Source organism: Prevotella sp. lc2012, assembly GCF_900107065.1.
In the GTDB taxonomy this organism is placed as follows: Bacteria; Bacteroidota; Bacteroidia; order Bacteroidales; family Bacteroidaceae; genus Prevotella.
The window spans coordinates 255366-280297 of the sequence record NZ_FNUF01000001.1; the positions used below are offsets into that span (position 1 = coordinate 255366).

Sequence of the window (24932 nt, forward strand, 5' to 3'; positions counted from 1 at the left end):
TTATTATAACCTCCGCCTGAACTCAGAACAGGTGATGGCTGTGGCGATAGCGACATTCAGACTGTCGGCTGTGCCTCCTTGGTGGAAATCCGGGATGAGCAGTCGGTGACTGACACGTCGACGGACATCATCAGAGATTCCGTTGCCTTCATTTCCCATGATGATAAGTCCTTCACGGGAGAGGGGTTGCGTGTATATGTTCTCTCCGTCGAGGAACGTACCGTAGACAGGGAAGTCGTGGGGCAGGGAATCCAGGAAGACGGGGAGATCAGTATATATGATGTTCACTCGGGCGATACTTCCCATCGTAGCCTGTACAACCTTGGGGTTCCAGGCGTCAACAGTCTCTTCGCTGCAGTATATCGTGTCGATACCGAACCAGTCGGCGATACGTATGATGGTGCCCAGATTGCCGGGATCCTGTACGCCATCAAGGGCTAATGACAGACCGGAAGGGGTCTTTGATGCTTTTACGTCGGGTATGGGGAAAAGTGCAAGAACCTGTTGAGGGTGTTGTTGGAAACTGAGACGACGCAGTTCGTCGTCAGTAACTTTTACGATCTCGCCCTCCGTCTTGAATAGATGAGGACGGACCTGAAGGTACTCTTCTGTTGCGAAGACCATCCTTGGTTGAGTGCGTTGCATAAGATCGTCAACGGTCTTTGTACCCTCGGCTACAAACAGACCTTCGCGACGACGGTATTTCTTTTGTTCGAGTAATCGGATGTATTTGAACTGGTTTTTACTGATCATTTTCCCAAAAGTCGTTAATTCCGTGGCAAAGATAACAATTTATCAAGAATTTAGATTCATGAATTAAGAGTTTTTTGTATTTTTGCAATTCAAAATGACCGTGCTGATGAAGATGTCCCGATTATGGAGAAATGTTTCCTTGGTTACAGGCACATTGCTGATAAGTGCCTGTTCGGTTACGCGTGACCTTCCAGAAGACGCTTATCTGCTGAACCATGTGAAGGTGGTGGCCGACGGGAAGTACAAGGATATCAGTACCACACAGTTGAAAGATTATGTCAGGCAGAAGACGAACTCCCGTTGGTTCTCTACCTTCAGGATCCCCTTGGGAGTCTATTCCATGGCAGGCAGGGATAGTTCATGGTTGAACCGTACCTTACGAGCGATGGGTGAGCCTCCTGTACTGTATGATAGCATACAGGCACGTCTGACATGTGAGGATCTGAAGTTGGCATTGCAGAACAAGGGATATCTTGACGCACAGGTAGAGCTCTTCACACATAAGAAAAAGAAGAAAGCAGATGCCTATTATGTGCTTCATCCCAACACCCCTCATCATATCGGGACATTTGATGTTGATATCCGTGATTCTGTCATCAGCAAGCTCCTCATCGACAGAAAGCCGACCCTTCATACTGGCATGCAGTTCAGCACGGAGGCCCTGAATACCGAACGTTCACAGATTACATCGTTCCTCCAGAATAGAGGATACTTCCGGTTTCATAAGGAGTTTATTACCTACCGGGCCAGCAGAGATGCTGAACATCACAGGGTTAATCTGACCATGGTGCTCCACCCGTATCAGCGTCCCGACATGCCTGACACCCTGCATAGTAGCTACAGCATACGAAACATTATCTATCAGAGCGGGAATGCCGCAGACAGTGTGATACATCTGCGTAGTCATGTTCTTCGCGAAAACACTTTCCTAAAAGAAGGAGAGCCCTATTCCGCTGAAGCCCTGCAGAATACATATAACCATTTTGGACGACTTGGCGCTGTCAGGTATACGAACATCAGTTTCGAACCGGTTGCTGACACCCGACAACTTGATACAAGGATTCTGATACAGACCAACAAACCGTCCACCGTCAGTTTCCAACCGGAAGGAACAAATACGGCAGGAGACTTCGGTGCTGCGGCCTCGTTGACCTATCAGAACAAAAACCTGTTCCGTGGCTCAGAGACATTCAGTATGCAGATACGTGGCGCCTATGAGGCGATTCGTGGATTGGAGGGCTACCGTAATCAGGATTTTATCGAATACAGTGCAGAGAGCAGACTGTCGTTCCCCCGGTTTATCTTCCCGTTCCTGAGTTCGGATGTGCGTCGTCGGATTATAGCCACGAGTGAGGTGACGTTGCTCTTTGACTCTCAGGATCGTCCAGAGTTCCACCGCAGAGTCTTGTCGGCAGGGTGGCATTATCAATGGAAACCCCAACACCATAACGACAGTTATCGCTTCGATCTGGTGGATCTGAACTATGTGTTTATGCCGTGGATCAGTGAGACCTTTAGAAATGAATACCTGGAGAATACCTCAAACTCCAATGTGATCCTCCGTTATAACTATGAGGATCTGTTTATCATGCGGATGGGCTTTGGGTATACTTATAATAACCGTAGACTGGCTTTTAAGACTCATGTGGAAACCGCAGGCAACCTCTTGAATCTCACGTCAGGCATGTTCGGTGGCTCCAAAAATGAATATGGTCAATACCGGGTCTTTGATATTGCCTATGCCCAGTATGTAAAGGCTGACATTGACCTCACCAAGAATCTGCTTGCTGCAGGCTTCCGTGACCAACTTGTCTTCCATCTCGGATGGGGTATTGCATATCCTTATGGAAACAGTAAGGTTCTTCCTTTTGAGAAACGCTATTTCTCAGGTGGCGCAAATAGCGTGAGAGGATGGAGCGTGAGAAGTCTTGGACCGGGAAGCTACAAAGATAAAGACGGACGTATCAATTTCATTACCCAGACGGGTGATATGAAACTGGACATCAACCTGGAATATCGTACCCGACTGTTCTGGAAATTCAATGGTGCCATCTTCGCTGATGCGGGAAACATATGGACGTTAAGACGGTACGACGAACAGCCTGGAGGACAGTTGACGTTGCGTAGTCTGGTTAATGATATGGCTGTGAGTTATGGTATGGGATTACGCCTGAATTTTGACTATTTTATTCTACGCTTTGATCTCGGTATGAAAGCCATTAACCCGGCATATCGGACGGAAGAGGAGGCCCACTATCCACTCATCCATCCTGATCTAAGTCGTGATCTGGCCTTCCATTTCGCCGTAGGACTGCCATTCTAAGCGTTAAAAAATAACAAGGTACGGTATTAATTTCAAAATCTTAATTCTTAATTATTATTTTATTCGTACCTTTGCACGAAAATATCAAATAGACATGTTAAGATTTATATCGTTTGGAAGCGGCAGCAGTGGTAATTGCTATTACCTGAGCACCGCCACAGACGGACTTATTATAGATATCGGCGTAGGGATACGCACACTGAAGAAGCAATTCAGAGAATATGGCATCAGCCTGAACAGCGTACGACATATCTTCGTGACACACGATCACGCAGATCATATTAAGTCCGTAGGCTCGTTTAGTCATGACTATCATGTACCTGTCTATGCCACACGCCTCGTACATCAAGGTATTGACCATAACTATTGTGTACAACGAAAAGTGGCGGAAGATATGAAGATGGTTATGGAGACCAACAAGCCAGTGCAGGTAGGTGAGTTCTTAGTAAGATCCTTTCCTGTGCCGCATGATGCCAGTGAGAATGTGGGATATGAGATTCAGGTCGAGGGCGTGACGTTTGTGATTATTACAGATATGGGCAGTGTCACAGAAGATATCAAGGAGGCCATCTCTAGAGCAAACTATTTGGTCATCGAGGCCAACCATGATATTGAGATGCTGAAGAATGGACCCTATCCGGAGTATCTTAAGAAACGGATACTCAGTGGAAGCGGTCATCTCTCGAATACTGACTGTGGTCATGCTCTGGCTGAGAATATAACAGAAGGGCTCCGACATGTATGGCTTTGCCATCTCAGTGAAGAGAACAACCACCCGGAGTTGGCTAGAAAGACCGTAGAGACGATCCTCCGGAGTTATGGTATCATCCCCGGGAAGGATTTCAATCTGGAGGTTCTTCGTCGGAAGACACCGACAGGTATATACGAACTCATATAAGAGAATATGAAAGAGGTAATTGTTAAAGACGCAGACTTGCAGCAAGCAGCCCAGGAGGGTATGGATGCCTTCTTGAAGGTTTTTACGGACGCTATCCACGAGACTATCGGTGGAGAGCTGACAGCAGAAAATATGGGCGAGTTGAATGCAGACCAGATCACGTTGTTGTCGTGGGAGGTCCTGCATGAAGAGTTGATGGATGGTGGTTTCATACAACTAATCCATAACGGTTACGGTCCGTTTATCTTTAAGAACCCCTTTGCCAAGGCCTTGCGTCTTTGGGAGCTCCGTGGACTGTCGAAGCTTATCTACGATGCCCATACCCTTTGGTTGAAATACAGGGACGAGATAGAGAAAGACTGTGACGAAGAGGCGTTCATGGCGCTCTTTGAGCGTTTCCCGGAATTCGACGACCTCGACGACCTTTTCATAGAACATGAAGAGGAATGGACGGAGGATATCGCCCATTATGTAGACGATCATCTGGAGAATTTTGCGACTATTCAATGAATAAAGAACAAGAACAGCTCAGAAAGAAAAGTCCTGTACAAATCCGAAATAAGAAAGCTTCGTTTGAATATTTCTTCATAGAGACCTATACGGCCGGTATTGTACTGACAGGAACGGAGATCAAGTCTATCCGTTTAGGAAAGGCAAGTCTCGTAGATACCTATTGTGTCGTTATCAATGGTGAACTATGGGTGAAAGGGATGAGTATCAGCCCTTATTTTTATGGGTCGTATAATAATCATGAGATGAAACGTGACAGGAAACTCCTGTTGACGAAGAAAGAGATACGCAGTCTGTCCAGCGCCACCAAACAGACAGGATACACCATCGTACCACTATTGGTTTTCATCGACGAGAAAGGACGCGCCAAGATGGATATCGCCTTATGTAAGGGTAAGAAAGAGTATGACAAGCGTCAGACACTCAAAGAAAAGGAAGACCGTCGGGAGATAGACCGCGTAATGAAAAGATATTAAGCCGTGAAAGGACTGAACGACATCATTCAGGATCGCATACTCATCCTCGATGGGGCGATGGGTACGAAGATACAGACATACGGACTTACGGAAAGTGATTTCCGTGGAGACCGTTTTAAAGATGCCGTCGGACAGATGAAAGGCAACAACGACATGTTGTCGTTGACACGGCCGGATATCATCGAGGATATCCATCGCCAGTATCTGCTGGCAGGTGCGGATATCATTGCCACCAATACCTTCAGCAGTCAACGTATATCTCAGGCAGATTATGGTCTTGAAGAGGCTGCGCATGACATGGCGTATGAAGGGGCGAGGATTGCTAGGGCAGTGGCTGACGAGTTCTCAACGAAGGAAAAGCCACGATTTGTGGCGGGTTCCATCGGGCCGACCAACAAGACCTGTTCTATGTCTCCAGATGTCAGTAATCCTGCTGCCAGAGATTTAACGTACGATGAGTTGTTCGTCGCATACCAAGAACAGATAGAAGCGCTTATTGAGGGTGGGGTGGATGCCCTGCTGATTGAAACAATCTTCGACACCTTGAACGCGAAAGTGGCTATTGATGTTGCTCAGCAAGTTATGGTGACCAAGAAGGTGAAACTTCCTATCATGCTCTCCGTTACAGTCAGTGACCTGGCCGGTCGTACACTTAGCGGCCAAACGCTTGAAGCCTTCTTGGCCAGTGTCAGTTCGTATCCTATCTTCTCCATTGGCCTGAACTGTTCCTTTGGTGCAACGCAGATGAAGCCGTTCCTACGGGAACTGGCCAAGAAAGCACCGTATTATATCAGTGCATATCCGAATGCAGGACTACCCAATTCTATGGGACTTTACGATGAGACAGCAGAGACCATGGCACCGAAGATGGGGGAGCTTGTCGATGAAGGTCTTGTGAATATTATCGGTGGTTGCTGTGGTACTGACGAGACGTTTATCGCCCAGTATGTACCTCTTGTGAAAGGGAAGAAGCCCCATGTACCTGTTGAAAAGCCGCAGACAATGTGGCTCTCAGGACTGGAGTTGTTGGACGTAACACCAGAGGTCCAATTCGTGAATGTCGGAGAACGCTGTAATGTTGCGGGGTCACGTAAATTCCTTCGCCTGATCAAGGAGAAGAGTTATGAAGAGGCGCTCAGCATTGCCAGAAAACAGGTTGCTGACGGGGCCCTTGTGATAGATGTCAATATGGATGACGGTCTGCTTGACGCCAAAGCAGAGATGGTTAATTTCCTCAATATGATTGCGTCGGAACCAGATATCGCCAGAGTACCTGTCATGATCGACTCTTCCGACTGGGACGTTATCCGGGCAGGTCTGAAGTGCGTGCAAGGAAAATCGATTGTGAACTCTATATCGCTGAAGGAAGGCGAAGATAAGTTTATTGAGCACGCACGTGACGTGATGCGTTATGGAGCTGCTGTCGTGGTTATGTGCTTTGACGAACAAGGACAGGCGACGACCTATGATCGACGAATAGAAATAGCAGAGAGGGCCTATCATCTTCTGGTGGAGAAAGTCGGCATGAATCCTTTGGATATAATTTTCGACCCGAATGTGTTAGCGGTTGCAACGGGCATGGAAGAACATGATGCCTATGCGGCTGACTTTATAAAAGCGACTGACTGGATTCATGGGAATCTGCCTGGAGCACATGTCAGCGGTGGTGTGAGCAACCTCTCTTTTTCCTTTCGCGGCAACAACTACATCCGTGAGGCCATGCATGCAGTCTTCCTCTATCATGCTATTCAGAAAGGAATGGATTTCGGAATCGTAAATCCCTCTACCAGAGTGACGTATGAAGACATCCCTAAAGATCAGCTTGATATAATAGAGGATGTTATTCTATACCGTCGGAAGGATGCGGCAGAGCGACTGATAGAATTGGCTGCCAAGATTGCTGAAGAAGCAGACAAACGACGTCAGGCTGATGGTACGGATAATAATGGTTCTGTAAACGGCCATCAGGAGGAATCCAGAACTGCTCGTCCTGTGGAAGAACGACTTGCCTATGCGTTGATTAAGGGTATCGGCGACTATCTGGAGGAAGACTTGCATGAAGCCTTGAAATGCTTTCCTCATGCTGTCGATATCATCGAAGGCCCACTGATGAACGGTATGAATACCGTCGGGCAGTTGTTTGGTGAAGGTAAAATGTTCCTGCCACAGGTTGTTAAGACTGCCCGAACCATGAAACAGGCGGTCGGAATCCTTCAGCCATATATTGAAGCCGAAAAAGCGGAAAGCGGAAAGAGTGCAGGTCGAGTTCTCTTGGCAACAGTAAAAGGTGACGTCCATGATATTGGTAAGAATATCGTCGGAGTGGTTATGGCCTGCAATAACTATGATATTATTGATATGGGCGTGATGGTGCCTGCAGAACAGATTGTCAGGAAAGCAAAGGAAGAGCATGTTGACATGGTCGGACTCAGTGGACTGATTACACCAAGTCTGGAAGAGATGGTCAATGTCGCCACCGAACTGCAGCGTGCCGGTATGAATATCCCCATCATGATAGGAGGTGCCACGACCAGCGAACTGCATGTTGCTCTGAAGATAGCCCCAGTCTATGGCGGTCCTGTCGTATGGATGAAAGACGCCTCACAGAATGCATTAGTGGCATCGCGCCTGATGACTGATGGTCAACAGGTTGGGAAAGAATTGACTGAGCGATACCAACATCTCCGAGAAGAGTATCATCAGGAACAGGAGAGACTGTTGACATTGGAAGAGGCGAGAAAAAACAAACTAAATCTGTTCGAATGATTAAAAACATCATATTTGACTTAGGTGGAGTTGTCATGACCTTGGATCCTGACGAGGCTGTCAAACGGTTTCGGGATCTAGGTCTGAAAGACGCTGCACGTCAGTTGGATTCATACACACAGGCGGGTATTTTCGGAGATCTGGAACATGGTAAGATTAGTGCCGAGACATTTCGTCTGGAATTGAGTCGGATGGTGAAACATGAACTGACGTGGGAAGACTGTCGCCATGCATGGTTGGGCTATGCGAAGGAGGTGCCACGGCGTAACCTCGATGCGCTCAAGAGTCTTCGCGCAGATGGCTATCGTCTGATTCTGCTGTCGAACACGAATCCATATATGATGTCGTGGGCGATGTCGCCAGATTTTGATGGGGAAGGACATGCTGTCACGTATTATATGGATGCATGCTACTTGAGTTACCTTGTGGGAGCCATGAAGCCCGACAGACTTTTTTTTCAATATGTGTTAGATGTGGAGCAGATTGTTCCGGAAGAGTCTTTATTCCTTGACGATGGACCTCGGAACGTAGAGGTGGCTGAAAGTATGGGTATTCACACCTTCTGTCCAGAGAACGGTGCAGATTGGACCAAAGAGATATATGAGTATTTGAATGTAGAATAATATAAAACAAGATATGAGAAAAACGATATGGTTGGCCATGGCATTTCTGATGACTGTGGCAGCAGGAGCGCAGAAGCGGGAGTTTAGAGGAGCTTGGATACAATGTGTTAATGGACAATTCCAAGGAATGGGTAAGGAGAAGATGCAGCAGACGCTGACCTACCAATTGGATGAACTGCAGAAAGATGGTGTGAACGTGATTATCTTCCAGGTCCGACCGGAATGTGATGCGCTCTATGCCAGTAAGATTGAGCCATGGAGTCGTTTCCTGACAGGAAAACAGGGCGTCGCACCATCACCATATTGGGATCCTCTGCAGTGGATGATTGATGAGAGTCATAAACGCGGCATGGAACTCCATGCATGGATCAATCCCTATAGGGCGAAGACGAAGAGCACCAAACAGTTGGCATCTAACCATATCGCAGTGAGAAAGCCGACGAGCTGTTTCGCCTACGATGAGTTATTCGTCTTGAATCCGGGTATCCCTGAGAATCGGGATTATATCTGTGAGGTGGCAAAAGACATCGTATCTCGATATGATATCGATGGTATTCATATGGATGATTACTTTTATCCCTATCCAGTAAAAGGTGAGACCATTCCAGATGATGAATTGTTTATGGAGTACTCAAATGGTATCAAGAACCAGGATGATTGGCGTCGATATAATGTGAACCTATTTATTGAACAGTTTTATAAGACCGTCCACGAGACTAAGCCATGGGTGAAGGTGGGTATCTCTCCTTTCGGTATTTACCGGAACAAGAAAAGTTCTCCAGTGGGAAGCAACACCAATGGAACACAGAATTATGATGATCTCTATGCAGATATCCTCTTGTGGGTTAACAACGGGTGGTTAGACTACTGTGTACCACAGTTATATTGGGAGATAGGTAATAAGAATGCCGATTATCAGACATTGATCAAATGGTGGAGCCAGCATGCTGCTGCCCGTCCGTTGATTATTGGAGAGGATGTGGAGCGTACGGTCAAATATGCCGATCAGAATAATCCCAATATCCATCAGTTACCAGCTAAGATGACGCTCCATCGTCAGTTACCTAACATTAAAGGAACAGTACTGTGGTATGCCAAGGCCGCTGTTGATAATATCGGGAACTATGGAACGGCCTTGCGTACAGCATACTGGAAATACCCATCCTTACAACCTGTCATGCCATTCATTGACGGGAAAGTTCCTGGAAAGGTGAAAAAACTGAAACCTATATGGATTGATGGTGACTATGTGCTTTTCTGGACAGCACCGAAGGGTACGGGTTGGGAAGACAAAGCGGAGAAATATGTCGTCTATCGTTTTGCCAAGGGCGAGTTCATCAATACGGACGATCCTTCCAAAATCTGTGCCATCACTGATAAGACTTTCCTGAAACTGCCATATCAACAGGGGAAAGAGAAGTGGGTATATGTGGTCACAGCGTTAGACCGTCTCCAGAATGAGAGTAAGGCGGTAAAGAGGAAGATTAAGCTATAATCATGCGAAAGGAGGAAAAGAGATGAAGAAGTGGTTCGTAGGAGTGGCAGGACTCTTGATGATCCTGTCTTGTGGAAGCAAAAGACTGTCGCCAGAGGTGTTACAGCACAAACTCGACAGTATCAAGGCTGTGGAGATTAAGGAACGTCTGGCTCTGCAAGGAATAGACCTCACGAAGTCTGACAATCCTTTAAAACTGTTTTACGACAGTCTTAACCTACAACCACTGCCCCTCAGTTATTCCGAGGATTATGTCCGCTTCTTGCCAGACTTCAAGGACGTACCTTCTGAGATAGTTTCATTATTGGAGTTTGACGGGGAACATCCTAAAGCGATTACGCTGCCAGAGAGCGTTGGTACACGTCTGTTGGTAGTAGCCTCAGACGAGTATGATAATTTATACTCTATATGGCTTTATTCTCTGGACGATGATTACGTCCCCGTTGATAAACTCTGTCTATATGCGATAGAAGATCAGGATCCGGAAGAATACGAGGAGATAGAGAAGGAAGAGTTTATACAGTATTTTTCCATCACAAGTGACTATCAGATTCATCTGATAGATTTCTCAAAGACAAAAAACAAGACCAGACTTGAAGAAGTGTATTATATCGATGAAACCCGGAAATTCGTATTGCAGAAAAGTGAGTTGGACTAATCTTTCAATAACTTCTCCATGAAGTCATTCAAGTCTTCATCCAAGCCAGCCATCAATTCGGGATTTATCATGACCACCTCGTCGTCAACCAGATACAACTCCTCCAACGATTCCTTGTCCTCATCTTCCAATACAAAAGAGAAAGGCTTAAGAATGGACATTTTCTCTATATTTTCCTTGTTTGCTTCAATACTCCTGCGTATGATTGAAGCAATCTGATCATAGAAATCATCGTCGGTATTGCCAATCCACTGTTCAATGACAAAGCGTGTAATCTCCTCGTCATCGTCATTGAAAGCCGTCACTTCACCAGTCTCCTGCGTCACGCGGATATGAATATCTGTCATCTGAGAGTATTCATCTGCAGGAGGAAATTTGTCTGCTATCTTCCGAATAGCACGATCTAATTGCTGAAGTGTCTGTTCACTGGGTTTCATGCTTATAAATTCTTTAATCAATGCAAAAGTATAAAAAACTTTTGTAACCACAAACGATTGTGGTCATTTTTTCAAAAAAAACTTAATTCATACCTTGATATTCTTTTTTTCTTCGTATCTTTGCATTTGCAAAGTAGAGATAGCAAAAATGCTTTTACAAATTGTGAACTCATGAGTACCCGGGTTAGTCATTCTGGCATTGTGGATTCCATTAGCAATGGATGCGTGAGGGTGCGTATTCAACAGACTTCCTCATGCGCAGCATGTCACGTCGCAAGTCATTGTAATGCAGCCGATTCAAAGGAGAAGGTTGTCGATGTCTATGATGTCAGCAACATAAACAGTCTGAAGCCTGGGGATATCGTCGTCGTTTATACTTCCGGCAAGATGGCGAGTCGTGCACTCCTGATGGGGTTCGGCATACCTTTTCTCATTCTTGTAAGTGTGCTCACAGGAGTTTTATGGTTTACGGGCAACGAAGGTGCGTCGGCCATAGCCGCACTATTTGCTCTGGGACTGTATTATTTGGTTTTGTATTTCTGTCGTGATTGTATTAAACAGAATATTTCCTTCCATATTGATTATTCGAATCAACTAAAACAATAGCATATTCATGATAAACATCATCTTAATTGCAGTGATGGTACTTGGGGCAATAGGACTCATAGCGGCAGTTATTCTATATGTCGCCTCCAAGAAATTTGCAGTCTATGAGGATCCTCGTATTGCGCAGGTCAGCGAACTTCTACCAGGCGCAAACTGTGGAGGGTGTGGATTCCCCGGATGTGCTGGTATGGCCGACGCACTTGTCAAGGGAGCCGATAAGGGTAATATTGATAACATGTTTTGTCCTGTCGGTGGTACAGACATCATGGGTAAAGTGGCTGATCTGTTGGGGCTGGCGATTGCCAATTCAGAACCAATGGTAGCTGTTGTAAGATGTCTTGGAACCTGTGAGCACCGTGCGCATGTCGTTGAGTATGGTGGACTGCGTACTTGTACCGCCATGCATGCTTGTGGTGCCGGTGAAACGGCTTGTGGCTATGGCTGTTTAGGTTGTGGCGACTGTGTGGCGGCATGTCAATTCGGTGCCATCAAAATCAATCCTGAGACCGGTATTCCAGAAGTCGATGAAGAGAAATGTACTTCTTGTAGTGCCTGTGTAAAGGCATGTCCAAGAGGCATTATCGAGTTACGCAAGAAAGGGCCGAAGGGTAGGAGGGTATTTGTTTCCTGTGTCAACAAAGATAAGGGGGCTGTATCCATGAAAGCTTGTAAGGTGAGTTGTATCGGTTGTGGTAAGTGCGAGAAGGAATGTCCCTTCGGTGCAATCACGGTAAAAGACCAACTTAGCTATATAGACTTCAATAAGTGTCGTCTGTGTAGGAAGTGTGTGACCGTCTGTCCGACACATGCTATCACTACCGTTAATTTCCCCGCTACGAAACCCAAAACAGAGAATCCGGTTAAATCAGAGACAAACACAGGAAAGGAGGATCAAGTATGACTATCAGAACATTTAGTATAGGGGGTATTCATCCTGGGGAAAACAAGTTGACGAATGATGCCGTGACAAAGGTGGCTAGTCTACCAAAACAGGCTATATTTCCTTTAAGTCAACATATTGGAGCACCAGCCAAACCTGTGGTCCAGAAAGGCGACAAAGTGAAGGTTGGAACATTGATTGCAGAGGCAGGAGGTTTTGTTTCTGCTCCCATTCACTCGTCTGTCAGTGGTACCGTATATAAGATTGACACTGCCATTGATGCGACAGGCTATCGTAAGCCTGTCATCATTATTAATGTAGAAGGTGACGAGTGGGAGGAATCGATTGATCGTAGCGACGTGCTCGAAACTGTTGAGAATCATCCAGAGCTTACATCAGAGAAGATTATAGAGATGATAAAGACAGCTGGAGTCACGGGTATGGGTGGGGCAGGTTTCCCGACTTTCATCAAACTGATGCCGCCGCCGACAGCCAAAGCAGAATGCGTGATTATAAATGCTGTGGAGTGTGAACCATATATTACAGCTGATTACCGTCTGATGATGGAGAAAGCTGATGAAATTCTCGTTGGACTTGAGTTGCTGATGATAGCAGCCAAGGTGACCAAGGGGTATATTGGTATTGAAACCAACAAACCGGCAGCCATCAAACTACTAACGCAGAAGGTAAATCAAAAATTCAATGTTCAATCGTCGAAGTACGATGTTGAAGTTGTTCCTCTGAAGCAGCGATATCCACAAGGTGGTGAGAAACAGCTTGTGGATGCCGTTATCCATCGTCAGGTTCCAGCGCCTCCAGCCATCCCTGTCAATGTTGGAGCAATTGTTCAGAATGTTGGTACATCCTATGCTGTTTATGAGGCAGTTATGAAACACAAGCCTCTCGTAGAGCGTTATACAACTGTAACAGGAAAGAGACTCCGGAACCCGGGCAATTATTTAGTAAGAATGGGAACTCCGATGAAAGATCTTATTGATACCTGTGGTGGTATGCCCGATGGCGAGAATAAACTGTTGGCCGGTGGTCCGATGATGGGAAAGGCGCTAACATCTATTGAGGTTCCTGTCTGCAAGGGCACAAACTCTGTAACGATACTCTCTGGTGAAGATGCGCGTCGGAAAGAACCGCAGGTCTGTATCCGCTGCGCTAAGTGTGTCGGTGCCTGTCCGATGGGACTGGAACCATATCTGCTTGCAAAATTATCTGAGCTCAAGAATTGGGAACGCAGTGAGCGTGAGGATATCGTCAGTTGTATTGAGTGTGGCTCGTGTCAGTTCACATGTCCAGCGCACCGTCCTCTGCTCGACCATATCCGTTTGGGAAAGAGCACTGTCATGGGAATTATCCGTTCTAGAGCGGCACAAAAATAATAATGTTCAATGTTCAAAGCAATGTTCAATGAGTAGATTAATTGTTTCTCTATCGCCACATGCGCACGGAACAGACAGTGTGGAACGCAACATGTATGGTGTTATAATTGCACTGATACCCGCCCTCCTTGTATCATTCTTATATTTTGGTCTGGGAGCCGTCATCGTGACGACTACGAGTGTTACAGCTTGTATCTTCTTAGAGTGGGCTATTAGCAAATATGTCTTGAAACAGAAAAGACTTACGATATGTGATGGGTCTGCCGCTCTCACAGGATTGCTTCTTGCCTTCAATTTACCATCTAATCTCCCTATATGGATTATCCTCATCGGTGCCCTTTTTGCTATCGGGGTTGCTAAGATGTCATTCGGAGGTCTTGGTAATAATATCTTCAACCCAGCACTCGTGGGCCGTGCAGCCTTGTTGGTAGCCTTTCCTGCTCAGATGACATCATGGCCTCAAGCAGGTCGATTGAGCCGTTATTTAGATGCAGAGACAGGCGCCACACCTCTTTCTATCATGAAAGAAGCTATCAAGAGTGGTGATGCCTCTTTGTTGGAAAAGTTGCCGGATAGTCTGCATATGATGATTGGTCTACCTTCATCTTGCACCTATGGTGCAGGCTCACTTGGTGAGGTCTGTGCTCTGGCGTTGCTTATAGGCTTGATCTTCATGTTATGGAAGAAAATAATCACTTGGCACATTCCTGTGTCAATCATCGCAACGGTATTCATATTCGCAGGTTTGCTGCATCTGTCTGATCCTGCATATGCTGATCCTATCTCGGTAATCTTGTCTGGAGGTCTGCTGTTAGGTGCTATCTTCATGGCAACAGACTATGTCACCTCGCCAATGACGCCGAAAGGACAACTGTATTACGGTGTGGCGATAGGCTTCCTTACCATTGTCATCCGTAATTGGGGAGCTTATCCTGAAGGAATGTCGTTTGCCATCTTGATTATGAATGCGTTTACACCACTCATTAATAATTATATAAAACCCAAACGTTTCGGTGAAGAGCCAGCAAAATAAAGAAAGGATAACGATATGAAGAAACTCGAATCATCTTTATTAAATATGGTGCTCGTACTTACAGGCATATCTGTCATCATGGGTGGTATTCTCGCTTATGTGAACCACCTCACCGAAGGACCGATCAATGCCCAAAAAGCTAAGGCATTGTCTGATGGCATTAAGGCCGTTATGGTATGCGACGATATTGCTGTTGATCGTACCGATACCGTTTGTCAGCATGATGCCACGGGTAAAGAGCGTGTTTATATCATCTATCAGACCCGAGATGCCCGAGGAAACGACTTGGGTGCTGCTGTGGAGAGTACTGTCGGTGGCTTCGGTGGAGACCTGAAAGTGCTCGTCGGCTTCGACCCCGAAGGGAAGATATTGGGTTATACGCTACTCGAACATGCTGAGACCCCAGGACTTGGCGCCAAGGCTGACAATTGGTTCCAGAAAGGAGAAAAGGGTGATATTATAGGAATAACACCCATAGAACCGCTGACGGTTTCGAAGGATGGTGGGCAAATTGATGCCATAACAGCCTCTACCATTACCAGTCGTGCTTTCCTGCTCGCTATCAACAATGCTTATAACGCATATAAGAACACTCCTATCGATGCACAGACAGGAGCTACGAAGAAAGAATAGAAAGTTAAAAGTAGAATAAATATGAACTATATCAGTATCATCAAGAATGGCATTATTAAGGAGAATCCGACATTCGTCCTGATGCTCGGTATGTGTCCCACGTTAGCTACGACAACCTCTGCTATTAACGGTTTGTCGATGGGACTTGCCACGATGGCTGTGCTTATCTGTACCAACTGTGTAATCAGTTGTATGAAGACTATTACACCTGACAAGGTACGAATTCCCGTATTTATCGTTGTTATAGCGGCCTTTGTGACTATTCTACAACTGGTAATTAAGGCTTTCCTGCCTGATATCGATGCTGCGCTAGGACTTTTCATTCCATTAATCGTTGTCAACTGTATCATTCTCGGGCGGGCAGAGGCTTTTGCAGCCAAAAATTCACCAATGGCCTCTCTCTTTGACGGTATCGGCATTGGACTTGGTTTCACAATAGGCCTTACTCTTCTTGGTATTTTCCGTGAGTTATTGGGGGCAGGTTCGATATTCGGATTGACTTTGTTGCCGGAAACCTATCATATTCTCCTTTTCGTATTACCTCCAGGGGCCTTTATTACTCTTGGTTTCCTGATTGCGATTGTCAACAAACTCAGAAACGTATAAATCAATGGAATATATACTGATTTTCATCTCTGCCATTTTTGTGAACAACATTGTGTTGTCGCAGTTCCTCGGCATATGCCCATTCCTTGGCGTGTCGAAGAAAATCGATACCTCACTAGGAATGTCGGTTGCAGTCGCTTTTGTGTTAACTCTGGCTTCTATTGTCACATGGCTCGTACATAAATATGTACTTGAGGCCTTTGGCCTGCAATACCTCCAGACCATAGCCTTTATCCTCGTGATAGCTTCCCTTGTGCAAATCGTAGAGATTGTACTGAAAAAGGTATCACCGGCTCTATATCAGGCACTTGGAATCTTCCTTCCCTTGATTACAACCAACTGTGCTGTACTTGGCGTGGCTATCCTTGTCATCCAGAAAGATTATTCTCTGTTACAGAGCGTGGTCTATGCCTTCTCCACGGCTATCGGTTTCGGTCTGGCATTGATAGTATTCGCTGGCATGCGGGAACAATTGGAACTTGTTAAGGTTCCCAAAGGGATGCAGGGCATGGCCATTGTGATGCTCTTAGCCGGTCTGCTGAGTCTCGCTTTCATGGGATTCTCTGGTGTTGATGGTGGCTTGCGTACACTTTTCGGCTTGGAATGAATAAAGATGCACCTCATGTGCATTCTGGCAAATATTTGGACCATTTGTTTGCCCGTCTGAGAAATATGTTGTAACTTTGCATCATTGTAAATAAAACAGACTAAAACTTTAATATAATGAAACAGACAATTTTGGTAACTGGGGGGACGGGCTTTATCGGAAGTCATACGACAGTAGAACTGCAGGAAGCGGGGTATGAGGTCGTGATTATCGATAATCTTTCCAATTCCAACGAGAATGTGCTCGATGGAATAGAGAAAATATCGGGTATACGTCCTGCTTTCGAGAAAGTAGACTGCTGCGACATGGAAGCGCTGGAGGACGTGTTTAAGAAATATCCGAAGATAGAGGGCATCATTCATTTTGCTGCTTCTAAAGCTGTTGGTGAAAGTGTGGAAAAACCGTTGCTCTATTATCGTAATAATTTGACATCCCTGATCAACCTGTTGGAACTGATGCCAAAATATCATGTGAAAGGTATTATCTTCTCCAGTTCGTGTACGGTATACGGGCAACCTTCTCAGGAGAATCTGCCAGTGACAGAGGATGCACCGATTCAGAAAGCCATGTCACCTTATGGTAACACCAAGCAGATTAACGAGGAGATTATTCAGGATTATATTCATTCTGGTGCTCCTATCAAAAGCATCATCTTGAGATATTTCAATCCTATCGGTGCTCATCCCTCAGCACTCATCGGTGAACTACCCAATGGTGTGCCTATGAATTTGATTCCGTTTGTGACACAGACGGCCATGGGAATCCGTGAGCAACTGAAAATCTTTGGTCATGACTATAACACACCAGATAAGACCTGTATTCGCGACTATATTTATGTCGTTGACCTCGCCAAAGCACATGTAAAAGCGATGGAACGCGTGCTTGACGAACCAGAAACAGATGCTGTTGAGGTGTTTAACATCGGCACGGGTCGCGGCCTCTCCACCCTCGAAGTTGTAGAGGGCTTTGAGAAAGCTACCGGTGTGAAGGTGAACTGGACGTATGCTCCACGCCGTGAGGGTGACATCGAACAGGTATGGGGTAATGTCGATAAAGCGAATAAAGTACTGGGCTGGAAAGCGGAGACTCCGACTGACGAGGTGCTGAGAAGTGCATGGAAATGGCAGGAGAAGCTACGCAAAGATGGTATCCAGTAGATAAAAATATAGCGGCTTATTATGAGTCGCTTTTTGTGTTTGTGTTGTGATGGGCTCTCGATGTGAATCGCGGGCCCATTCAACGTTTTAAAGAGGGATGCAGGTTTTGAACGTGTCCTTCTTATCAAACACATCAAGACAGACAGGTTGGCGAAATAAGCCAAATAGACTGCTACCACTACCTGACATAGCAGCATAAACAGCTCCCATATCGTACAGACAGTCTTTGATAGCTCCTATCTCTGGATGAAGAGCAAAAACACTCTTCTCAAAGTCATTGGTAAGAACTTCACGCCAAGTATCCATTGGTTGCATGACGATATCTTTGCAATTCCAGACAGGACGGGTAGGGGTGATCAAAGAGAACGCTTCTTTCGTAGGAACGGGAATAGCAGGACGGACTACAGCCAGGTACCATCCGCTCAGATCTAAACTGATAGGCTGTAGTTTCTCTCCAATTCCCTCTGCATAACAAGGACGATTAACGATAAAAAAGGGACAGTCAGCCCCCAGACGTGTGGCGTAGGTAATCATCTGCTCTTCTGTTAATCCAAGTCCGAACAGATTGTTAAGCAGAGTGATCATAAACGCGCAGTCACTGGAACCTCCTCCCATACCTGCTTGAGTCGGTATACCTTTATAGAGATGCGCATGTACACGGGGAAGATTTGGGAAGTCCTGTTTCAGAATATTATAAGCCCTGACCACCAGATTCTTTTGCTCATCACCCTCAATGTGGATGTTTGTTACTTTCAGATCACACTCAACGGTAGAGGGGAAAAGGGGATCCATCGGGAATACCTCTAGTCCGTCAGTAATTGGCACAGGATAGAAAACGGTCTCCAGATTGTGGTAACCGTCAGGACGCTTCTCAACAACGTTAAGACCGAGATTGATCTTTGCGATGGGCTGTGTAAACATATTGCTATCGTATTAACTGTCAGGCTTGTGGGGTCGCCCCATTATTCTTTTTCTGTCGACGGTGATTTTTCCGTTGCCCAGGTTTTTCTTGTTTTGTCTTCCCTTGGCTGTTCTTACCATTCCCACGACTGTGCCATCGACCATGTCGACGAGTGTTCGAGCGCTTCTTCTCGCGTTTCACGTATTCAGGTCCCTCTCCGAGACCTTCGGGCAGGGGAGTCTTCTCAACCTCCTTGCCTAAGAAATGCTCTATCTGCTGAAAACGGTAGATATCTACGTCACTCACAAATGTAATGGCCTGTCCGTCGCGATCGGCACGGGCAGTACGACCGATACGATGCACGTAATCCTCGGCATCATGCGGCACATCATAGTTAATGACCATACGGATATCATCGATATCTATACCACGGGCAACAATATCGGTAGCTACCAATACATCGGTCTGTCCAGCTTTGAAGCGGTACATCACCTCATCACGCTCCTGCTGAGTCAGATCGCTGTGCATTTGATCACAGTTGATATGCATCTGCTTCAGACTCCGTCCAATCTCTTTGACTTTTTCCTTTTTACCAGAGAAGATAATTACACGTTTCAAGTCACCAGCCTTAAAAATATGGTTGATAATCTTCAACTTTTGGGGATCATAACAGATATATGCTGACTGTTGAATCTTCTCTGCAGGCTTTGAAACGGCAATCTTTACCTCTACAGGATCATTAAGCAGGGTGACAGCGAGTTCACGGATCTTAGGCGGCATTGTTGCAGAGAACATGATACGCTGGCAAGAATCCGGCAACTCCTTCACAATCTTCATGATATCATCGATGAAGCCCATGTCGAGCATACGGTCAGCTTCGTCGAGCACAAAGAATGAGCATCGTGACAGATCGAGATTTCCCACCTTTAGATGACTAAGCAATCGCCCTGGGGTGGCGATGAGCATATCAGCACCTAGACGCATTCCTTTAAGTTCCTGTTCATAGCGTCCGCCATCGTTACCGCCATAGACAGCTACACTACTCACTCCGTCAAGATAGTAACCGAAGCCCTGCATGGCCTGGTCGATCTGTTGGGCAAGCTCACGGGTCGGTGACATTATAATACAATTGATGGCATCCTTGGGGTATTCTCCATCGTCAAGTTGTGACAAAATTGGTAGAAGATATGCCGCCGTCTTACCAGTACCCGTCTGAGCAACTCCCAATACATCGTATCCATCGAGGATTTCCGGGATGCACCGTTCCTGAATAGGCGTCATTTCATCGAAGCGCATGTCATAGAGCGCGTCGAGAATATTATCGTTCAAATATGTTTCTTCAAATTTCATTCTTTAATCTTTCATTTTCATCAATTCGGCGACTGTCTATAGCAGAAGTATGCAATGAACACATACAACAGATTAGGTATCCATGCAGCCAACATTGGTGGCGTGTCGGCATTGATAGCAAACGTGGAACTGACAGTCTGCAAGAGGATATACGAGAATGATAGCGCCAGTCCAATACCCAGATAGAGTCCCATGCCGCCTTTCCTTTTCCTACTGGATAGTGAGGCTCCGATAACGGTTAGGATAAACGAGGCAAAAGAGGTCGCTATTCGTTTGTGATACTCGACCTCATACTGCACGACATTGCCCGATCCGCGTTCCGTCTGCTTGGAGATGTACTTTCGCAGTTCATTTGAGGTGAGAGTCTCCTGTTGTCCTTTCGAGAAAACCAAATCCATTGGCTCCATCTGTATCAACGTGTCCATCACCATTCCAGAGACAATCTCTTCACGTAATCCTTTCAAAGTACGAATCTTATAGTTCTGTGCCTTCCAGTGGTATCGTTCGTCACTGATAGAGTCATATCGGATAGATGAAGCGGTCATATGACTCACTAGCTTTTTATTCTCAAACTTGTCGAGCGAGAAGCCATAGCCTGTCTTGGAACGGTCATCATACTGTTGTAGATACGCGATAACGCCAGGACCAACCATCAGCTGGACATTACTAGCTGACGTAACTCGCCTCTTGTTCTTGTATTTTGACTCAAACTCCATCTTTACCTGATTACCTTTGGGGATAACATACGCCCCCAGGTAGAAATTGACTGCTGCAATAAGAGCTGCAGAGAAGAGATAGGGCCGAAGAAGTCGCTTGAAGCTGACACCAGCAGCCAGCATCGCAATGATCTCACTGTTGCCTGCGAGTTTCGACGTGAAGAAGATTACGGAAATGAAAACGAACAACGGTGAGAAGAGATTAGCGAAGTAGGGTACGAAATTGGCATAGTAATCAAAGATGATTGCCTTTGCGGGTGCTCCGTAGGTCGCAAACTTCGATAGATTCTCATTGAAATCAAAGACAATGGATATGGAGATAATCAGAATGATGGAATAGACATACGTACCAATAAACTTCGTAATGATGTATCTGTCGAGACGAGTCAGATAAAGCTTCGGGTTCAGGAAGCGTAAGGGAGAAACCACTTTCCGTAGTGGCTCTTGTATCTTCTGCCACAACGTTTTCAGATAGGCAGTCATCGTCTTTAATTGCTCTTTCATCTGCGTTTCCCTAATTGTTCGATAACGGAACGTTTCCATTGTACGAAGTCACCTGCGATAATGTGCTGACGCGCATCTGTGACTAGTCGTAGATAGAAGGCGAGATTATGGATGCTAGCAATCTGCATGGCCAATAACTCCTGTGCCTTGAAAAGATGGTGCAGGTAGGCTTTTGTATGAATGCGGTCAATCTCACAACCTTCAGGGTCGATTGGTGAGAAATCATCTTCCCATTTCTTATTGCGCATGTTCATGGTTCCCTCATAAGTAAAGAGCATGGCATTACGCCCATTGCGTGTAGGCATCACACAGTCGAACATGTCAACACCGCGCTCAATACCCTCCAAGATATTCTGTGGAGTACCCACTCCCATCAAGTAACGAGGCTTGTCTTTCGGTAGAATCTCGTTCACCACCTCAATCATCTCATACATCACCTCGGTAGGCTCACCAACGGCCAGACCGCCGATAGCGTTTCCGTCCGCCCCGATATCGGCCACATGTTTGGCCGCTTCACGACGGAGATCTTTATACGTACATCCCTGAACAATGGGGAATAGACTCTGCTCATAACCGTATAATGGTTCAGTCTCACGGAAACGCTTCACGCAGCGTTCCAACCACCGCTGGGTAAGGTGGAGACTGTTCTTGGCATACTGGTAATCGCTTTGTCCCGGTGGACACTCATCAAAAGCCATCATGATATCTGCACCAATGGCACGTTCGGTGTCCATCACGTTCTCCGGAGTAAAGAAATGCTTCGAACCGTCAATATGACTACGGAACTCACATCCCTCTTCGCGGAGTTTCCTGATGCCTGTTAAGGAGAAAACCTGAAAGCCACCGGAGTCGGTGAGAATCGGACGATCCCATGTATTGAACTGATGCAGACCGCCTGCTTTCTTAAGAATATCCAATCCCGGACGGAGATAGAGATGATAGGTGTTGCCTAGAATGATCTGCGCTTTAACTTGATCGCGTAATTCACTGAAATGCACACCTTTGACAGTACCTGCCGTGCCGACAGGCATAAAGATCGGAGTCTGAATGGGACCATGAGCGGTCTGTATCAGACCAGCCCGAGCGTCACTCGCATTGTCTCTGTATTGAACCTCAAATGTCATTTCTTCTCTTCTTCCTTTATGCTGAAGTCAAGCGGATGCTTCACTATCTCCTTCGTAAGGGCAAAGTCCCACACATCTTGCACATTCTCCACATAGTGGAAAGTTACCCCCTTCAGATAGACATCGGGAATCTCATTGATATCTTTCTCATTCTCACGACACATCACGATATCAGTGATACCCGCACGCTTGGCTGCAAGAATCTTCTCTTTGATACCGCCTACAGGCAACACCTTTCCACGAAGGGTGATCTCTCCTGTCATGGCTGTGTTCTTTCGTACCTTGCGCTGGGTGAGAGCAGAGGCGATAGAAGTGGCGATTGTGATACCTGCCGACGGACCATCCTTCGGGGTGGCACCTTCTGGCACATGGATATGGATATTCCAGTTGTCAAAGATCCGATAATCGATGTTCAGGAGATCGGCATGTGCCTTCACATATTCCAGTGCAAGAATGGCCGACTCTTTCATCACATCACCGAGGTTTCCCGTCAGTGTCAGCTTTGATCCCTTGCCCTTTGATAGGGAAGTCTCGATAAAGAGAATCTCGCCGCCCACACTAGTCCAAGCCAGTCCCGTCACCACACCAGCGTAGTCGTTGCCCTGATAGATGTCACGGTAGAAGGGGGGCTTACCCAATAGTCCCTCTAGCTCGTTAGGAGTGATTTTCTGATAATCGTTGGTACCTTCCATCTGTCGTTTATAGGCAATCTTTCGAAGAGCCTTGTCGATCTGCTTCTCCAACTGACGGACACCGCTCTCACGTGTATAGCGCTCGATGATCATCTCAATGGCTGATTTGTTGAATGTCGGTTTGGGCTTGGAGAGATTCAGGCCTGTATTCTCCAACTCACGGGGGATGAGATGACGCTTGGCAATCTCAATCTTCTCCTCTGTAATATAGCCGCTCACCTCGATAATCTCCATACGGTCAAGAAGTGGACGCGGTATTGTGCCGAGATTATTGGCCGTAGCAATGAAGAGAACCTTGGACAGGTCATAGTCTACATCGAGGTAATTGTCGTGAAAAGCATTGTTCTGCTCAGGGTCAAGCACTTCCAGAAGAGCACTGGCAGGATCACCATTCTGGGTCATCTGTGTCACTTTGTCAATCTCGTCCAGGATGAACACCGGATTAGAACTGCCGGCTTTCTGAATGCTTTTGATGATTCGACCAGGCATGGCGCCAATATATGTACGACGGTGTCCACGGATTTCTGCCTCGTCATGGAGACCGCCGAGAGACACACGCACATACTTGCGTTTCATAGCTGCGGCGATAGACTTGCCCAGGGATGTCTTTCCAACGCCCGGAGGACCGTACAGACAGATGATGGGACTCTTCAGATCGCCACGCAGAGCCAGTACTGCCATATACTCGAGGATACGCTCTTTTACTTTCTCCATGCCATAGTGGTCATGATCAAGAATTTTCTGAGCACGCTGCAGGTTCAGGTCATCCTTAGTGTATTCCCCCCACGGTAGACTGACCAATGTCTGTAGATAGGTCAACTGCACATTGAATTCCGGGCTCTGCGCATTGAGGTTATCCAATTTGTCGACTTCTTTATAGAAGGTTTTTGCCACCTCTGAAGGCCAGCGTTTATTTTCGGCTTTTTTTATCAGGTCGCGCTTCTCCATCGACTCCCCAGTTCCCATTTCTGCCTGCATATTCTTAATCTGCTGCTGCAGGAAATAGTTACGCTGCTGTTCATCAATATCTTCGCGCGTCTTGTTGCGGATATCTGCCTTGAGGTTCTGGAGATTAATCTCACGGTTGATGATCTTCATCGTCTCGAAAAGACGCGTCTTGACCGTCTCTGCCGTCAGCAAGTTCATTTTCTCCTTCATGCTGAATGGCATGTTACAACAGACGAAGTTCAATGCCATGAAATCGTTAGAGATATTTTTGATGGCAAACGAAGCCTCGTCAGGAATCTCCTCTGTCACATTGATGTATTCTCCTACCAGTTCACGGAGGTTATCCATGGCAGTTTTGAACTCCCTGTCGTTCTTTTCGGGTTCAATATCAGGAACAGCCTCCACCTCACCTTCAAGGTATGGGAGCGATTTCACAAGCGTATTCAGGCGCATGCGTCCCATTGCCTGTACGATTGCTGTAATGTTTCCATTCGGGAGTGTCAACTGCTTGACAACACGTCCATAAACGCCATATTCATGAAGATCATCCTGTAATGGTGTCTCTACGTCAGGGTCACGCTGACTGAGCACACCGATAATCTGGCCTTTCTTCTCTGCTTTTCTGATGAGTTTCTTGCTTGACTCTCGTCCAATCAGGATGGGAGAGACAACACCAGGGAAAAGAACCAGATTACGGACTGGCAAGATAGGAACTGACTCGGGCATTTTCACGTTAAAGAAATCCTGAAAATCTCCGTCAATGTCAGCAATCATCTGGAATGCCGAATTTTTATTCTGATTACTCATGTTTCGTTTAATCTTATTCTATTAGCGAATTTGGGTGC

22 protein-coding genes and 1 pseudogene are annotated in these 24932 nt (G+C 46.2%); 16 read left to right on the forward strand and 7 right to left on the reverse strand.

Annotated features, from left to right (window positions below; genetic code table 11):
• Positions 1-3: 3 nt before the first annotated feature.
• Positions 4-753, reverse strand: coding sequence for an RNA methyltransferase (locus BLU99_RS01145; RefSeq protein WP_091899342.1), 750 nt, complete (start codon positions 751-753; stop codon positions 4-6).
• A 112-nt stretch (positions 754-865) separates the two neighbouring features.
• Between BLU99_RS01145 and BLU99_RS01150 the strand changes: the two genes are divergently transcribed.
• The 8 genes from BLU99_RS01150 (at position 866) to BLU99_RS01185 (ending at position 10502) form a co-directional block, all read left to right on the forward strand.
• Complete coding sequence (locus BLU99_RS01150; RefSeq protein ID WP_255397402.1) at positions 866-3076, forward strand: translocation and assembly module lipoprotein TamL; 2211 nt, start codon at positions 866-868, stop codon at positions 3074-3076.
• Positions 3077-3170: 94 nt separating this feature from the next.
• Entirely contained in the window at positions 3171-3974 is an 804-nt protein-coding gene (locus BLU99_RS01155; RefSeq protein WP_091899344.1) for an MBL fold metallo-hydrolase, read from the forward strand.
• Positions 3975-3980: 6 nt separating this feature from the next.
• Positions 3981-4484: a DMP19 family protein gene (locus tag BLU99_RS01160; RefSeq protein WP_091899345.1), complete on the forward strand. Its 504-nt coding sequence runs from the start codon at positions 3981-3983 to the stop codon at positions 4482-4484.
• The gene (smpB, locus tag BLU99_RS01165) at positions 4481-4960 is read left to right on the forward strand and encodes an SsrA-binding protein SmpB (RefSeq protein ID WP_091899346.1); all 480 of its coding nucleotides are present in this window, start codon (positions 4481-4483) and stop codon (positions 4958-4960) included. Before BLU99_RS01160 ends, smpB begins: the two co-directional genes overlap by 4 nt.
• A gap of 57 nt (positions 4961-5017) precedes the next feature.
• Positions 5018-7726, forward strand: a complete 2709-nt coding sequence (gene metH, locus BLU99_RS01170; protein WP_369807695.1) for a methionine synthase — start codon at positions 5018-5020, stop codon at positions 7724-7726.
• Positions 7723-8349, forward strand: a complete 627-nt coding sequence (locus tag BLU99_RS01175; protein WP_091899348.1) for an HAD family hydrolase — start codon at positions 7723-7725, stop codon at positions 8347-8349. The genes metH and BLU99_RS01175 overlap by 4 nt, the downstream gene beginning before the upstream one ends.
• 13 nt (positions 8350-8362) lie before the next feature.
• The gene (locus BLU99_RS01180) at positions 8363-9844 is read left to right on the forward strand and encodes a glycoside hydrolase family 10-like protein (RefSeq protein ID WP_091899349.1); all 1482 of its coding nucleotides are present in this window, start codon (positions 8363-8365) and stop codon (positions 9842-9844) included.
• A 22-nt stretch (positions 9845-9866) separates the two neighbouring features.
• Positions 9867-10502 (forward strand): hypothetical protein, encoded by a 636-nt coding sequence (locus BLU99_RS01185; protein ID WP_091899350.1) that lies wholly within the window; start codon positions 9867-9869, stop codon positions 10500-10502.
• Here BLU99_RS01185 and BLU99_RS01190 read toward each other — a convergent pair.
• A complete protein-coding gene (locus BLU99_RS01190) occupies positions 10499-10939 on the reverse strand; it encodes a hypothetical protein (protein ID WP_091899351.1) in 441 nt (146 codons plus the stop codon). The genes BLU99_RS01185 and BLU99_RS01190 overlap by 4 nt on opposite strands.
• A 171-nt stretch (positions 10940-11110) precedes the next feature.
• Here BLU99_RS01190 and BLU99_RS01195 point away from each other — a divergent pair, with 171 nt between their 5' ends.
• The 8 genes from BLU99_RS01195 to galE all read left to right on the forward strand — a co-directional run bounded on the left by BLU99_RS01195 (position 11111) and on the right by galE (position 17852).
• Positions 11111-11545: a SoxR reducing system RseC family protein gene (locus tag BLU99_RS01195; RefSeq protein WP_091899910.1), complete on the forward strand. Its 435-nt coding sequence runs from the start codon at positions 11111-11113 to the stop codon at positions 11543-11545.
• 10 nt (positions 11546-11555) lie between these two features.
• Entirely contained in the window at positions 11556-12446 is an 891-nt protein-coding gene (locus tag BLU99_RS01200; RefSeq protein WP_091899911.1) for a Fe-S cluster domain-containing protein, read from the forward strand.
• Positions 12443-13816 (forward strand): electron transport complex subunit RsxC, encoded by a 1374-nt coding sequence (gene rsxC / locus BLU99_RS01205; protein ID WP_091899352.1) that lies wholly within the window; start codon positions 12443-12445, stop codon positions 13814-13816. Before BLU99_RS01200 ends, rsxC begins: the two co-directional genes overlap by 4 nt.
• 28 nt (positions 13817-13844) lie before the next feature.
• Positions 13845-14849 carry an RnfABCDGE type electron transport complex subunit D gene (locus BLU99_RS01210; RefSeq protein ID WP_091899353.1) on the forward strand — a complete coding sequence of 335 codons (1005 nt, stop codon included), beginning with the start codon at positions 13845-13847 and terminating at the stop codon, positions 14847-14849.
• Between the two features lie 15 nt (positions 14850-14864).
• Entirely contained in the window at positions 14865-15482 is a 618-nt protein-coding gene (locus tag BLU99_RS01215) for an RnfABCDGE type electron transport complex subunit G (RefSeq protein ID WP_091899354.1), read from the forward strand.
• Between the two features lie 21 nt (positions 15483-15503).
• The gene (gene rsxE, locus BLU99_RS01220; RefSeq protein WP_091899355.1) at positions 15504-16088 is read left to right on the forward strand and encodes an electron transport complex subunit RsxE; all 585 of its coding nucleotides are present in this window, start codon (positions 15504-15506) and stop codon (positions 16086-16088) included.
• Positions 16089-16092: 4 nt separating this feature from the next.
• Positions 16093-16695, forward strand: coding sequence for an electron transport complex subunit RsxA (gene rsxA, locus BLU99_RS01225; protein WP_091899356.1), 603 nt, complete (start codon positions 16093-16095; stop codon positions 16693-16695).
• 116 nt (positions 16696-16811) lie between these two features.
• The gene (galE, locus tag BLU99_RS01230) at positions 16812-17852 is read left to right on the forward strand and encodes a UDP-glucose 4-epimerase GalE (RefSeq protein WP_091899357.1); all 1041 of its coding nucleotides are present in this window, start codon (positions 16812-16814) and stop codon (positions 17850-17852) included.
• 87 nt (positions 17853-17939) lie between these two features.
• Here galE and ispE read toward each other — a convergent pair whose 3' ends face one another.
• The 5 genes and pseudogenes from ispE to lon all read right to left on the reverse strand — a co-directional run bounded on the left by ispE (position 17940) and on the right by lon (position 24894).
• Positions 17940-18773: a 4-(cytidine 5'-diphospho)-2-C-methyl-D-erythritol kinase gene (ispE, locus tag BLU99_RS01235; protein WP_091899358.1), complete on the reverse strand. Its 834-nt coding sequence runs from the start codon at positions 18771-18773 to the stop codon at positions 17940-17942.
• Between the two features lie 181 nt (positions 18774-18954).
• A pseudogene (locus tag BLU99_RS01240) lies at positions 18955-20103 on the reverse strand (DEAD/DEAH box helicase); the annotation flags it as partial.
• A gap of 20 nt (positions 20104-20123) precedes the next feature.
• Positions 20124-21323, reverse strand: coding sequence for an LptF/LptG family permease (locus BLU99_RS01245; RefSeq protein ID WP_255397403.1), 1200 nt, complete (start codon positions 21321-21323; stop codon positions 20124-20126).
• Entirely contained in the window at positions 21320-22447 is a 1128-nt protein-coding gene (gene tgt, locus BLU99_RS01250; RefSeq protein ID WP_091899361.1) for a tRNA guanosine(34) transglycosylase Tgt, read from the reverse strand. Before tgt ends, BLU99_RS01245 begins: the two co-directional genes overlap by 4 nt.
• Positions 22444-24894, reverse strand: coding sequence for an endopeptidase La (gene lon / locus BLU99_RS01255; RefSeq protein ID WP_091899362.1), 2451 nt, complete (start codon positions 24892-24894; stop codon positions 22444-22446). Before lon ends, tgt begins: the two co-directional genes overlap by 4 nt.
• Positions 24895-24932 lie beyond the last annotated feature (38 nt).

Coding starts and splice junctions, on each gene's coding strand:
- BLU99_RS01210 (WP_091899353.1), top strand. CDS start 13,845: ATGAGTAGATTAATTGTTTCTCTATCGCCACATGCGCACGGAACAGAC.
- BLU99_RS01160 (WP_091899345.1), top strand. CDS start 3,981: ATGAAAGAGGTAATTGTTAAAGACGCAGACTTGCAGCAAGCAGCCCAG.
- BLU99_RS01150 (WP_255397402.1), top strand. CDS start 866: ATGTCCCGATTATGGAGAAATGTTTCCTTGGTTACAGGCACATTGCTG.
- metH (WP_369807695.1), top strand. CDS start 5,018: ATGGGTACGAAGATACAGACATACGGACTTACGGAAAGTGATTTCCGT.
- galE (WP_091899357.1), top strand. CDS start 16,812: ATGAAACAGACAATTTTGGTAACTGGGGGGACGGGCTTTATCGGAAGT.
- BLU99_RS01245 (WP_255397403.1), bottom strand. CDS start 21,323: ATGAAAGAGCAATTAAAGACGATGACTGCCTATCTGAAAACGTTGTGG.
- BLU99_RS01185 (WP_091899350.1), top strand. CDS start 9,867: ATGAAGAAGTGGTTCGTAGGAGTGGCAGGACTCTTGATGATCCTGTCT.
- smpB (WP_091899346.1), top strand. CDS start 4,481: ATGAATAAAGAACAAGAACAGCTCAGAAAGAAAAGTCCTGTACAAATC.
- BLU99_RS01155 (WP_091899344.1), top strand. CDS start 3,171: ATGTTAAGATTTATATCGTTTGGAAGCGGCAGCAGTGGTAATTGCTAT.
- BLU99_RS01190 (WP_091899351.1), bottom strand. CDS start 10,939: ATGAAACCCAGTGAACAGACACTTCAGCAATTAGATCGTGCTATTCGG.
- BLU99_RS01195 (WP_091899910.1), top strand. CDS start 11,111: ATGAGTACCCGGGTTAGTCATTCTGGCATTGTGGATTCCATTAGCAAT.
- BLU99_RS01175 (WP_091899348.1), top strand. CDS start 7,723: ATGATTAAAAACATCATATTTGACTTAGGTGGAGTTGTCATGACCTTG.
- lon (WP_091899362.1), bottom strand. CDS start 24,894: ATGAGTAATCAGAATAAAAATTCGGCATTCCAGATGATTGCTGACATT.
- ispE (WP_091899358.1), bottom strand. CDS start 18,773: ATGTTTACACAGCCCATCGCAAAGATCAATCTCGGTCTTAACGTTGTT.
- BLU99_RS01145 (WP_091899342.1), bottom strand. CDS start 753: ATGATCAGTAAAAACCAGTTCAAATACATCCGATTACTCGAACAAAAG.
- rsxA (WP_091899356.1), top strand. CDS start 16,093: ATGGAATATATACTGATTTTCATCTCTGCCATTTTTGTGAACAACATT.
- tgt (WP_091899361.1), bottom strand. CDS start 22,447: ATGACATTTGAGGTTCAATACAGAGACAATGCGAGTGACGCTCGGGCT.
- rsxC (WP_091899352.1), top strand. CDS start 12,443: ATGACTATCAGAACATTTAGTATAGGGGGTATTCATCCTGGGGAAAAC.
- BLU99_RS01215 (WP_091899354.1), top strand. CDS start 14,865: ATGAAGAAACTCGAATCATCTTTATTAAATATGGTGCTCGTACTTACA.
- rsxE (WP_091899355.1), top strand. CDS start 15,504: ATGAACTATATCAGTATCATCAAGAATGGCATTATTAAGGAGAATCCG.
- BLU99_RS01180 (WP_091899349.1), top strand. CDS start 8,363: ATGAGAAAAACGATATGGTTGGCCATGGCATTTCTGATGACTGTGGCA.